This window comes from Streptomyces sp. NBC_01471 (genome assembly GCF_041438865.1).
Lineage (GTDB): Bacteria > Actinomycetota > Actinomycetes > Streptomycetales > Streptomycetaceae > Streptomyces.
In genome coordinates, this window is record NZ_CP109450.1 from 3,814,542 (window position 1) to 3,826,825 (window position 12,284).

10 protein-coding genes are annotated in these 12,284 nt (G+C 72.3%); 6 read left to right on the top strand and 4 right to left on the bottom strand.

Annotation, left to right across the window (positions count from 1 at the left end; all coding sequences use genetic code 11):
- The first annotated feature begins 285 nt into the window (after window positions 1-285).
- From OG285_RS16725 to OG285_RS16750, 6 genes are all read left to right on the top strand, one after another.
- Window positions 286-1,110: a hypothetical protein gene (locus tag OG285_RS16725; protein ID WP_371791420.1), complete on the top strand. Its 825-nt coding sequence runs from the start codon at window positions 286-288 to the stop codon at window positions 1,108-1,110.
- A 40-nt stretch (window positions 1,111-1,150) separates the two neighbouring features.
- Window positions 1,151-1,756 carry a PadR family transcriptional regulator gene (locus tag OG285_RS16730; RefSeq protein WP_371791421.1) on the top strand — a complete coding sequence of 202 codons (606 nt, stop codon included), beginning with the start codon at window positions 1,151-1,153 and terminating at the stop codon, window positions 1,754-1,756.
- A 399-nt stretch (window positions 1,757-2,155) separates the two neighbouring features.
- Window positions 2,156-2,896, top strand: coding sequence for an ABC transporter ATP-binding protein (locus OG285_RS16735; RefSeq protein WP_371791422.1), 741 nt, complete (start codon window positions 2,156-2,158; stop codon window positions 2,894-2,896).
- The gene (locus OG285_RS16740; RefSeq protein WP_371791423.1) at window positions 2,893-5,835 is read left to right on the top strand and encodes an FtsX-like permease family protein; all 2,943 of its coding nucleotides are present in this window, start codon (window positions 2,893-2,895) and stop codon (window positions 5,833-5,835) included. Before OG285_RS16735 ends, OG285_RS16740 begins: the two co-directional genes overlap by 4 nt.
- Before the next feature lie 190 nt (window positions 5,836-6,025).
- Window positions 6,026-6,586: a bacterial proteasome activator family protein gene (locus OG285_RS16745; protein WP_356826724.1), complete on the top strand. Its 561-nt coding sequence runs from the start codon at window positions 6,026-6,028 to the stop codon at window positions 6,584-6,586.
- Window positions 6,587-6,927: 341 nt separating this feature from the next.
- A complete protein-coding gene (locus tag OG285_RS16750) occupies window positions 6,928-7,470 on the top strand; it encodes a hypothetical protein (protein WP_356826725.1) in 543 nt (180 codons plus the stop codon).
- A 268-nt stretch (window positions 7,471-7,738) separates the two neighbouring features.
- Here OG285_RS16750 and OG285_RS16755 read toward each other — a convergent pair whose 3' ends face one another.
- Genes OG285_RS16755 through OG285_RS16770 form a run of 4 tightly spaced genes read right to left on the bottom strand, consistent with a single transcriptional unit; the run spans window position 7,739 to window position 12,027 of the window.
- Window positions 7,739-8,716 carry an NAD(P)H-quinone oxidoreductase gene (locus OG285_RS16755; protein WP_356826726.1) on the bottom strand — a complete coding sequence of 326 codons (978 nt, stop codon included), beginning with the start codon at window positions 8,714-8,716 and terminating at the stop codon, window positions 7,739-7,741.
- Between the two features lie 10 nt (window positions 8,717-8,726).
- Window positions 8,727-9,806, bottom strand: a complete 1,080-nt coding sequence (locus OG285_RS16760; protein ID WP_356826727.1) for a potassium channel family protein — start codon at window positions 9,804-9,806, stop codon at window positions 8,727-8,729.
- Window positions 9,803-11,170 carry a molybdopterin molybdotransferase MoeA gene (locus OG285_RS16765; RefSeq protein ID WP_356826728.1) on the bottom strand — a complete coding sequence of 456 codons (1,368 nt, stop codon included), beginning with the start codon at window positions 11,168-11,170 and terminating at the stop codon, window positions 9,803-9,805. Before OG285_RS16765 ends, OG285_RS16760 begins: the two co-directional genes overlap by 4 nt.
- Window positions 11,167-12,027, bottom strand: coding sequence for a DUF6457 domain-containing protein (locus tag OG285_RS16770; protein WP_371791424.1), 861 nt, complete (start codon window positions 12,025-12,027; stop codon window positions 11,167-11,169). Before OG285_RS16770 ends, OG285_RS16765 begins: the two co-directional genes overlap by 4 nt.
- Window positions 12,028-12,284 lie beyond the last annotated feature (257 nt).

Sequence of the window (12,284 nt, forward strand, 5' to 3'; positions counted from 1 at the left end):
CCTCTGGCGCGGGTCGCTCGGACACAGGTCCCCCGGGCGTAGGCCCAGCGGGCTTGATCCCCCGGGCGTAGGCCCATCGGGCGGCAGGCCTCGTACACGTACGGCGTGTGCGGGGCCTTTTGCCATGTCCGAGATGCCGAAATTGTGATGAGATGTGACGCTAGATGCGCACTTCTTCGCTCTTTCATTCTTTTTTCTTTCGTTCTGCTTTCTTTCTGCTTTCGTTCTTCGTTACTTCTGCTTTCTGCCGCCGGGCGGGTCCGGCAGGAATGAGGGGGGCATTCAGTGATCGGTCTGGTGGCGGTTGCGGTGATGCTGTCCCCGGTGTCGGTGGACGCGGAGGCGTCGCCACCGGCAGCCGGGGTCGCGGTCACACAGGGCGTGTCCCCGGGTGGCACCCCGGCCGGTGGACCGGGTGCGGACGCGGGGGCCGCCGACGAGGCCCCGGCCGGAACCACGGACACCACGGGCGCGGCGGACAGCGCGGCCACGGAGACCCCCGGGGCGGGCGTCGGGCCGGGTGCGGCCGGAACGACCGGCGACGCGGCGACCGGCGACGGGAGCGGCGCCGGGGGGAGCGCCGACGCCCCGGACACGGACCTCGGCACCGGCCTCGGTGCGGGCTTCGGTACGGGATTCGGCGCGGGCGGGCCGAAACCGTCCGGCACCGCCTCCGGCAGTACGGCCGCGCACCCCTCGACGCACGCCTCACTGGCGGGCGGTCCCGCCGGACAGGGGCGCCAACGGCCGGGCAGGCCCCCCGGAGCCTCCCTCTCCCCCTCCGGCGTACCGAGCCTCCCCGCCCACCCGCGCGCCACCGCGCACGCGGCCCACCCCTCCCTGCCCGTACGGTCCCCCCACCGGCCGGCCCCCCGGCACCAGCCGTCGTGGGCGCCGGGGAACGACGAGGACACCGGGCGGGCAACGCAGTCCGCACCGCACAGCCCCGCCCCCAGCGCCAAGGGCATGGAAGCGGCGGGCAGGCGCACCACGCGGCAGCCCCTTGCGCGCACCTCGTCCCTTCCGCTCCAAGTGGGCGCACTGGGCGCCGGACTTGCCCTGGTCGGTCTCGGTCTGGGCTTCCTGGGACTGCGCCTGCGCCGACCGTAGGAACTTGCGTTCGGCGACATACTCGGTATACATACTGAGTATGTCGATCCGCCACGGGCTCCTGGCCCTTCTGGAGCACGGCCCCCGCTACGGCTCCCAGCTCCGCACCGAGTTCGAGTCCCGGACCGGCTCCACCTGGCCGCTCAACGTCGGGCAGGTCTATACGACGCTCTCCCGCCTGGAGCGCGACGGCATGGTGGTGCAGGACTCCGAGGACGGCGCGGGCCACGCGCTGTACGCCATCACCGACGAGGGCCGGGAGGAGCTGCACAGCTGGTACGGGGCCCCGGTCGACCGCACCAGCCCGGCCCGCGACGAGCTGGCCATCAAGCTGGCGATGGCCGTCGGGGCACCCGACGTGGACATCCGCGCGGTGATCCAGTCGCAGCGCCGCCACACGGTGAAGGCGATGCAGGACTACACGCGGCTCAAGGCACAGGCCCTGGACACCACCCCGGCCAACCGCGACGAGGTGGCCTGGCTGCTCGTACTGGAACAGCTGATCTTCCAGGCGGAGGCGGAGGCCCGCTGGCTCGACCACTGCGAGTCCCGCCTGGTCCGCCTGGCAGCGGCAGCGCGGACGGACCCCGCCCCCGCCCCCGCCCCCGCAACAGCGCGGAAAACTCGCACAAAGACCCGCCGCTGAGCGGGAACTGACGGGCCGTTCGGGCATCGGACAGGCCCGTTCGGGCACCCGTCCGGCACCGACTGGGCACGTGTCCGGCCCGAACGGCCCCCTTTTCGGCCCGCCCAGGCACCGACCCGACTCGTCCAGCCATCCGAGCGGGTCCGTTCGGGCACCTGCCCGGGCCCGCTCGGGCAGGTGCCGGACCCGTACCACCACGTGCCCGGCCCATCCGGCCACCCACCGAGCCCGTCCGGCACCTGAGGACGGAAACCCCGGCCCACCATGCCCGCCCGGCCCCCCGCTCGGCCCGTCCGCCACCTGAGAACAGGGGCCTGAGGACTGGGGCTTGAGGGCAGCGTCCGGGCCGGGCCGACGCCGAACACCCAGCCGACCGACCACCCGTTCCCAGGGGGACCCATGCCCGCGCAGACCACCGCACCACCCGTACTGGAGCTCAGGAGCCTCACCCGTACCCACGGCAGCGGCATAGCCGAGGTGCACGCACTCCGCAGTGTGGACCTCACCGTCCGGGCGGGTGAACTCGTCGCCATCATGGGCCCGTCGGGCTCCGGCAAGTCCACCCTGCTCACGCTGGCCGGCGGCCTGGACACCGCGAGCACCGGGCAGGTGATCATCGAGGGCCAGGACATCGCCGTCCTCAGCCGCAAACGGCTCGCCGCCCTGCGCCGCCGCAGCGTCGGGTACGTCTTCCAGGACTACAACCTCATCCCCGCGCTCACCGCGGCCGAGAACATCGCCCTGCCCCGCGAACTGGACGGCGTATCCGTACGCAAGGCCCGCAAGGAGGCCAGGGAAGCGCTCGACGGGATGAAGCTGGCCGAGGTCGCGGACCGCTTCCCGGACGAGATGTCCGGCGGTCAGCAGCAGCGCGTGGCCATCGCCCGCGCCCTCGTGGGCGACCGGCGGCTCGTACTCGCCGACGAACCGACCGGCGCCCTGGACTCCGAGACCGGCGAAGCGGTGCTGGCCCTGCTGCGCACCCGCTGCGACGCGGGCGCGGCGGCTGTCATGGTCACCCACGAACCCCGGCACGCGGCCTGGGCGGACCGGGTGGTGTTCCTGCGGGACGGTTCGGTCGTCGACCAGACGATCAGCACGGGCCCCCATTCGCTGCTCGCAGCCGAGGGCGCCAAGTGAGCGTGTTCACGGGCTGGCGCGCCGCCCTCCGCATCGCCCGCAGGGACGCGCTGCGGGCCAAGGGCCGCAGCGCCCTGGTCGTTGCCATGATCGCGCTGCCGGTGCTGGGCGTCACGGCGGCGGACGTCACGTACCGCAGTTCGGTCTCGACGCAGGCCGAGGAGCTGACCGCCTCGATGGGCACGGCGGATGCGCTGTTCAGCGATCCGGGCCTCGGCGGCGGCCCGATCGCACAGATGCCGCAGGGCGACTCGTACCAGCAGGCCGGCGCGGAGGACGAGGGCGAGTCCGGCACGGCGACCGGCTCCGCGTCCGGCTCAGCCTCCAACTCCGCGTCCGACTCAGCGTCCGGCGGTAAGGCCGGACCGCACACCGGCCCGCCGGATCTGAAAGCCGCGCTCCCCAGGGGCGCACGGGCCATCACCCGGCAGGACGTGCTGGCGACCGTCACCACCGCGTACGGCATCACGGCCAAAACCATCACCGAACTGGACACCGCCGACCCGCTGGTCCGTGGAATGGTCAAGCTGGTGCGCGGTGCGTACCCGAAGACCGACCGCGACATCGTCGCCAACGACACCTTCCTGAAGTCGGCCGGGCTGCACGTCGGTTCGCACACCACGGTCCGGGGCATCGACAAGACCTTCACGATCACCGGCGCCGTCGAAGTACCCACCGATCTCAAGACCGGGTTCCTGTACGTGCGGCCGGGCGCCCTCATCAAGCCCTGGCAGCGGGCGGCCGCCGCCGACCACACTCTCGCGCAGCCCACTCCCGGCGGCCGGTCCCTCTTCGTCAAGGCCGCCGGAGGGTCGGGGGTGAGCTGGCAGGACGTCCTCGCGGCCAACAAGCACGGCGTGCTCGTCGAGTCCCGCAGCGTCGTCCTCGACCCGCCGCCGGACTCCGAGGTGCCGATGGCCTCCCAGTTCAGCGGCAGTGACACCGGCTCGGGTCCGGGGCTCAGGCTGACCGCGGCACTGGCGACCGTCGTCACCATGGCGGTGCTGGAGATCGTGCTGCTGGCCGGCCCGGCCTTCGCGGTCGGTGCGCGCCGCTCGCGCCGCCAGCTCGGCCTGGTCGGCACCTGCGGCGGCGACCGGCGGCACATCCGCGCCGCGGTGCTCGCCGGGGGAGCGGTGCTGGGCGGTGCGGGCGCGGTGGCCGGTACCGCCGCCGGGCTCGTCCTGACGGTCGCGCTGCGCCCCGTGATCGAGGGGTGGACGGGCACGCGGTTCGGCGGCATCGAGATCCATCCCTGGGAGCTGCTGGGTATCACGGCGATCGGCCTGGTCACCGGGGTGCTGGCGGCGCTGGTGCCGGCCCTCGTGGCGGGCCGGCAACCGGTCGTCGAATCGCTCACGGGCCGGCGCGGGGTGCGCCGCTCGTCGCGGGTGATGCCGGTGCTCGGGACCGTCGCCATCGTGCTCGGAGGCGCTGCCGCCGTCCTGGGCGGGCTCAAGGGCCGCGCGATGCCGGTCGCCGCCGGCTCGGTCCTCGCGGAGCTCGGCGTGCTCGCCTGCATCCCGGTGATCGTCGGGTCGCTCGGGCGGCTGGGACGCTTCTTCCCGCTCGCCCCGCGGCTCGCCCTGCGCGACGCGGCCCGCAATCGGGGGCGTACAGCACCGGCCGTCGCCGCGGTGATGGCCGCGGTCGCGGGCACGGTGGCCATCTCGACGTACACCGCGAGCACCCAGGCGGAACAGGCGTACGACATCCATCGCACCCTGCCGCCCGGCGTTCTCTCGATCCACGCCGACACCTATGGGGAGCACGCCGACCCGGCGAGGGCGCTGGGACTGGCCCGGGGGCTCGCCCGGCGCGACCTGCCGGTGGAGGGCTCGCCCGCCACCGTCAGCCGGGTGTGGGCGGGCAGCGACTGCGACCGGTTCGACGACGCGGACACCGATGCGTGCGGTTCGCTCACCATGCCCAAGCCGAAGGCCAACATCTGCCCGCTGCAGGCGGCCGGTGGCAAGGACCTGGCGGCCAGGCTCTCCGCGGACGGGCACAAGCAGCTGATGAACTCGCCGAAGTGCAGGGACGCGGAGTACGCCGACGCCAACTTCGGCGGTGACTCGGAGATCGTCGTCGGTGACAGCGCGGCTCTGCGCGTCTATGCCGGCCTGAAGGACCCGGCCGCCGCCAGGGCGCTGGCCGCGGGCACGCCCGTACTCCTCAACAACGCGTACGCCGGGGCGGACGGCAAGATCACCCTGAAAGCCGTCCACCGCTATGTCGCCGAGGACAAGGCGAACCGCGAACGGCACCCCGGGAAGGCCAGGACGACCGTCAGTCACCTCTCGGTCTACCGCGCGGCCGACCGGTACGCGGCCACCCCCGGGATCCGCATGATCATGCCGCAGGCCACCGCCGAGCGCATCGGACTGCACACGAGTCCGGTCGCCGTCGTCTACCGCGTCACGCGCCAGCCGACCGACGCGGAGGAACAGCGCTTCGACGACGGGATGTCGCTGGCCAACGGCGGTGCCTCTCTCTGGCAGGACCAGAAGCCGGACAACAGCGACGCCACCCTGCTGATCCTCGCGCTGTTCTCGGGCGTGGTGACGCTGGGCGCGGCCGCCATCACCACCGGCCTGGCGAAGGCGGACGCGGAGGCCGACCTGACGACCCTGAGCGCGATCGGCGCCCCGCCCGGCGTACGGCGCACGCTCAGCGGCTTCCAGTGCGCGGTGGTCGCGGGAACGGGCGTGCTGCTCGGTACCGCGGCGGGTGCGGTGCCCGCTGTCGCGGTGCGGCTCACGGACCTCAAGAGGGCGCTGGACCAGATGAAGCTGCATCCGATGGACTCCGCGTACACGCCGATCGTGCTGCCGTGGGAGACCATCGGCATCCTCGCCGTGGCCGTACCGGTCCTGGCCGGTCTGCTGGCCGCAGGCTTCACCCGGTCCCGCCTGGTCCTGGCCAGGCGTGCCGACTGATGCGGGCCGACTGTCGCGACCCGTCGCGGTGGACGCGGCGTGCTCCGGTGGACGTGGCGTGCTCCGTGGACGCGGTAGACGCCGTGGACGCGGTGGCCTCCGTGTACGCGGCAAACGCCGCGGATGCGGTGGATCAGCCCGGATCGGGGGCACAACCCCTCATGGAGTACGTGTGCGAGACAATGGCGGCATGGAGATGCCGAGGAGTGAACGGTCGGAACAGCCGGAGGAGCACCCCAAGGTCCTCATCGTGGGACAGGACGGGATGGCGCTCGGCGGCGGGGCCGGCGGTGACGACGAGTCGCGCGAGGTCCCAGTGACAGAAATGGTGGAACAGCCCGCCAAGGTCATGCGCATCGGCAGCATGATCAAACAGCTCCTGGAGGAGGTCAGGGCAGCCCCTCTCGACGAGGCGAGCCGGGTCCGTCTCAAGGACATCCACGCCTCGTCCGTGAAGGAGCTGGAGGACGGCCTGGCCCCCGAGCTGGTGGAGGAGCTGGAACGCCTCTCGCTCCCGTTCACCAACGAGGCCATCCCGTCGGAGGCGGAACTGCGCATCGCGCAGGCGCAGTTGGTGGGCTGGCTGGAGGGTCTGTTCCACGGCATCCAGACTGCGCTGTTCGCCCAGCAGATGGCGGCGAGGGCCCAGCTGGAGCAGATGCGCCGGGCGCTTCCTCCCGGCGCGGCCGGCCCGGAGGAGGAAGACGGGGAAGGCGGCCACGGAGCGATCCGTTCCGGCCCGTACCTCTGATCCCTGCCTCCGATCCCTGCCTCTGATTTCTGCCTCTGATTTCTGCCTTCGGCCCCTCTCGCACCGCTTCACCGGCCCCAGCCCGGAGCCCAGGGGCCGGCGTCCTGCGGCGAGCGGGGCGCCGTTGGTCCGTTCGCCCCGTCGAGTTGATGCTCGGCGGGGCGAAGTGCTGTCGGGCGGAGGTGCGGATCCGGGCTCTGGGCCAGACGCGCCGGACCGGCCGATCGTCTCCGCGGTGTGACGGTTGTCACCGTCCGGTCACAGCCGACGGCCGGTGAAACCCTTGTCTGCCGTCCGCTGTCTCCCTTGGTGCCAGCAGATCTTCGTCGCAGAGGATGTCCATGAACCACCGTTACGTCTCCGCCGCAGTCGTCCTCGCCTCCGCCGCCGCGCTCGTCGCCACCGCGTGTGGGTCTTCCGGCGCCAGCCCGCGCACAGCGGCGAGCGCCCCGATCGTGTCCATCAAGGCCGATTCGGCCACCGGCGGTCCGGCTACGGCCACCGTCGCCGACGCGCAGGCCAGGACCACGGGGGCCACGGGCGCCACGGCCTGGAAGCCGTGCCACCTGCCCGCCGGATACAAGCACTTCTTCAAGCTGGACTCCGCCAAGAACGTCCGGGGCAAAACCGTCGTGCGCGTCACCCCGGAGACGTGCAAGGTCAACACGGTGAACGACGAGGACGTCATCTACACCGCGAGCGGAGCGGCCAAGTCACTCGTCGTCGCCTCGGGCGCCTCCGTCAAGGTCCTCAGCGACACCACGACCGTGAAGGTCACCCCGAAGTGGCTGGTGAACCACAAGCTCGCCAACAGCCCGTACTTCTACTACCGCGTCAACGGCCAGAACCAGATCACCGCCATGCAGGAGATCTACCACCCGTAGGACCGTCCGTTTCCGGCACCGGCGTACCGGCTCACCGGCGCCCGGCACCGCCGTGAGCCCCACCCGCATCGCCGCCCGATGCACCGACCCACCCCGGGCGCCTACCCGCACCCGTCCCCCGGCAGCGCTTTGCCCCGCCGCACAGCGGCGGGGCAAAGCGCTCAGGCCGAGCGATCGGGCCGAGCGATCGGGCCACGCAATCAGGGCCGAGCAGTCAGGGCCGAATCAACCAGCAGCGTCCTCGCAGGAGAACCGACCGTCCCGGGGCCTACGCCCGCAGCAGGACCTTCCCCACGTGCACCCCGGAGTCCAGGACCCGGTGACCCTCGGCTGCGAGAGCCATCGGCAGCTCCTGGTCCACCACCGGCCGCACCCGGCCGCCTGAAATCAGCGGCCAGACATGCTCACGGACCGCTGCGACGATCGCCGCCTTCTCACCCAGCGGCCGCGCACGCAACGACGTGGCCGTAACGGCACCCCGCTTGCCCAGCAGTGTCGCGAGGTTCAGCTCGCCCTTCGCACCGCCCTGCATGCCGATCACCGCCAGCCGCCCACTGGTCGCCAGCGCCTCCACGTTCCGGTCCAGGTACTTCGCACCGACGATGTCGAGAATGACGTCGGCACCGGCCCCGCCGGTCGCCTTCCGGATCTCCTCGACGAAGTCCTGCTCGCGGTAGTTGATCAGTACGTCGGCGCCCAGCTCCGCACAGCGGGCCAGTTTCTCGGGGCTGCCCGCGGTCACGGCAACCCGTGCGCCCACCGCCTTGCCCAGCTGGATCGCCATCGTGCCGATCCCGCTCGACCCGCCATGCACCAGAAGCATCTCGCCGGGCCGCAGATGGGCGACCATGAAGACATTCGACCAGACGGTGCAGGTCACTTCCGGCAGCCCCGCTGCCGTGACGAGATCGATCCCGTCCGGTACGGGCAGCAGCTGCCCCACCGGTACGGCGACCTTCTCCGCGTACCCCCCGCCGCCCAGCAGTGCGCACACCTCGTCGCCGACGGCCCACCCGGACACCCCCGGCCCGAGGGCCGTGATCCGCCCGGAGCATTCCAGGCCGGGGTACGGCGACGCCCCGGGAGGCGGGTTGTAGAAGCCCTGGCGCTGCAGGACATCGGCGCGGTTGACGGCGGACGCCACGACCTCGACGAGGACTTCGCCCTCGCCGGGGACGGGGTCGGGTACTTCGGCCCAGACAAGCGCCTCGGGACCGCCGGATTCGGGGATCGTGATCGCATGCATGATCGCGAGGCTACTCCGCGCCGGCTCCGGCCGCCTTGGGGGAAACCCGGACGATCGCGATCACCCGGTCGGTGAGCTGAAGCGGGCTGGCATCGGGGTCGTCGTACCCGATCAGCCGGTGCCCGCGCTTCACGGTGACGACCAGATCGTTCGCGTCCCGGACGCTCCGTCCCACCTCTGCCTTTATGACCGGCCGTTCGACCAGGTCGAGGCCACTGCCCTGCTGGATCAGGTCCTCCATCACGGTTCCCGCGCTCGGGCTGAGCACGGAGAGGCCGAGGAGCCGTCCCGCCGCACTGGCGCTCGTGATCACCGCGTCCGCACCGGACTGGCGCAGCAGCGGAGCGTTCTCCTCCTCTCGCACCGCGGCGACGATCTTCGCGCCGCGGTTGAGCTGCCGCGCGGTCAGCGTGACCAGCACGGCGGTGTCGTCGCGCTGGGTGGCGATGACGATCTGCCGGGCACGCTGCAACTCGGCGCGAAGCAGTACGTCACTGCGGGTCGCGTCCCCGATGACGCCCGCGAAGCCCTCCGCGTTGGCGGCCTCGATGACTTTGCTGTTGGGGTCGACGACGACGATCTGCTCCCGCTTCAGACCGGTCGCACACAGCGTCTGCATCGCGGAGCGGCCCTTCGTACCGAATCCGATGACGACGGTGTGGTCACGCAAGCGGAGCCTCCAGCGGTTCAGCCGCCACTCCTCCCGGGTGCGCTCGGTGAGCACTTCGAGAGTGGTGCCGACCAGGATGATCAGGAACAGCACGCGCAGCGGCGTGACAACGAGGATGTTGGTGAGTCTGGCACCGTCGCTGTACGGGACGATGTCGCCGTAACCCGTGGTGGAGAGGGTGACCGTGGCGTAGTAGAAGGAGTCGAGCAGGTCGACCTTGCTGTCCGCGTTGTCGTGGTACCCGTCGCGGTCGAACCAGACGATGAGCGCCGTCACGGCCAGCACCAGCAGCGCGATCAGGACCCGCCTGCCGACCTGCCGGAGCGGCCGCTCGACCACCCGGCGGGGCAGTTTCACCCGCCGGGTGACCAGCTTCTCCCCCACCTGCCGGTCGAGGGCATCGTGACCGGGCAGTTTCACGTGAAACACTCCCCCGCCCACGGCAGATCGAGGATCTCCAGCAGCTGCCCGGCCCGCGCACCTCCGGACGGTACGACGGCGAGCCCATCCGCGGCAGCGATACCGCGGAGCATCGCCGGTCCATGGAAATGCAGCGGAACCACCTCATCTGTCCGGTGCACCACTGGCACGAGTCGGGTGTCGTACGGGTGGCCGTGCACCTCTTCGGTTACGGGCATGGCGTAAGCCTCCACGACAGCGCGCCCGGCGAGCCCGCGCAGCAGTGGATCGGCGAGCGTCAGCAGCCCGGATACGGCGGCCAGTGGGTTCCCGGGGAGCCCGACGAGATGGCGTCCGTCAGCCAGCCGGGCCAGCAGCATCGGGTGTCCGGGGCGCACGGCGACGCTGTCGACCAGCAGCTCGGCACCGAGCTTGTGCAGGATCGGATGGACATGGTCGACGGGCCCGGCGGCGGTGCCCCCGGTGGTGATGACCAGATCGGCCCCGGAGCCCGCGATGGCCTGCCGGAGCACGTCGGCATCGTCACCGAGCCACCGCGTTGCCAGGACCTCGGCGCCGAGGGTCCGCAGCCAGGGCCCGATCATCGGCCCCAGAGCGTCCCGGATCAGTCCGTCGTGCGGGAGCCCATCGGCCAGCAACTCATCGCCCAGGACCAGCACTTCCACCCGGGGGCGGGGGAGGACCGGCAGCTCGTCGTAACCTGCCGCGGCTGCCAGACCGAGCACCGCGGGGGTCACCAGACCTCCGGTGGGCAGAAGCTGGTCGCCTGTGCGGCATTCCTGCCCCCGGGGCCTGATGTCCTGTCCGGTGACGACGTGACGCTGCGCGTGCAGCTGCCCGGTACGGCCGTCCGTCCGGGCGTGTTCGGTGCGGACGACGGCGGTCGCGTCACGCGGGATCCGGGCACCGGTGGCGATCCGTACGGCATCGCCGTCGGCGAGCGGCTCGGGCTCGGCGTGACCGGCGAGGATGCCGTCCCCGTCGCTGACCCGCCAGGGCCCCGGCCCGGAGACCGCCCAGCCGTCCATGGCCGAGGTGTCGAAGGACGGCAGATCGGTGAGCGCGGTCAGCGGCCCGGCGAGGATCAGGCCCAGTGCCCGGTCCAGCGGTGCCCGCCGCGCGGATACGGGCACCGCACGTCCCGCCCTCGCGGCACGGTCGCGGGCATCGGCCCAGGGCGCGGCGCGGTGCTTCTCCGCCGCGGCGCGGTGCTCCTCCGGTGCGGGAGGCTGCTTCCCGGATGCAGCGTGGTGGCCGTGGTGGCCGTGACGGTTCTCCGATGCGGCGGGCTGCGGCACGGCCGGTGGCTCCCTGCCGACGAGCGCGAGCGCTTCGTCCAGGTCGCGGTCCTGCTGTCCGGTCATCCGGCGTCGGTCCCCTTGGCCTCTCCGGCTTCGTCCGCCCACCGGTTGGCGAGCGCGGCGGCCTTGCGCGAGGCCGTGGCAACAGCCTCGGGCCCGTCCTGTTCCGCTTTCGCCGCGGCATAACCGACGAGAAAGGTCGTCAGCGGTGCGGCCGGCCTGGCCACGCCGTGTGCGGCATCGCGGGCCAGGTCGAGGAGGACGCCGGTGTCGACATCGAGCTCGATGCCCAGCTCGGCCTTGACTGCGGTGATCCATTCATCAAGCACGTACCCATGCTCCCTGATACGGGCGCGCGCCGACGCCACGTCCTGCCAGGTGTCGCAGTCGAACGAGGCCAGGGGGTCCGCGGCGATCCGGACGAGGTCGAGTCCGGCGGTCAGCAGCCGCAGGGGCAGCCCGGTGAGCGAGCCGTGCTCGGTGGCGAGCAGCGCGAGTCCGCGGCGCAGTGCGTCGGTGCGGTAGGCGGCGACGAGAGGCTGGTCCCGGCCGCCCGGATCGGTGAGCAACACCCCTTCGCGGGGCCCCGTTCCAAGGGCGGCGAGCAGCGCCGGCACGGTGGCCTCCCCCAGAAAGGGCAGGTCCGCGGAGAGTACGAGCACGGTTCCGGCCGACACTCCGCGTACCCCGGCTCCGAGCGCCGCCAGCGGCCCACCGCCGGGCGGCTCCTCGCGGGCCCAGGCCACGGGCCGCACGGTCTCCCGCCGCCCCCCGACGACAACGGTGGTCCCGGCACCTCGACAGGCTCCGAGCACCCGGTCGAGCAGTGTCAGCCCTCCCACGGTGAGGCCGGGTTTGTCGGCACCGCCGAGCCGCTTGGCGGCCCCTCCGGCGAGCACCACGGCGTCATACAAGGTCATCCCGCGAGTATGGGCCGCGACAGCGCTCCGCGATATGGCACCGGGGGGTGGGCCCGGCGGGTCGGCTCGGGAGGTGGGCCCGGGAGGGGTGGCCCCGGGCCCAGGGAGGCTGGCCCGGGACGTCGGGGCCCGGGGAGGTCGGCCAAGTCGGGGCCCGGCAGGTCGGCCCGGCAAGTCGGCCCGGCAGATGGGCCCGGGGGGTCAGCCCGGGAGGTCGGGGCCCGGGGAGGTCGGCCAAGTCGGGGCCCCGGCAGATG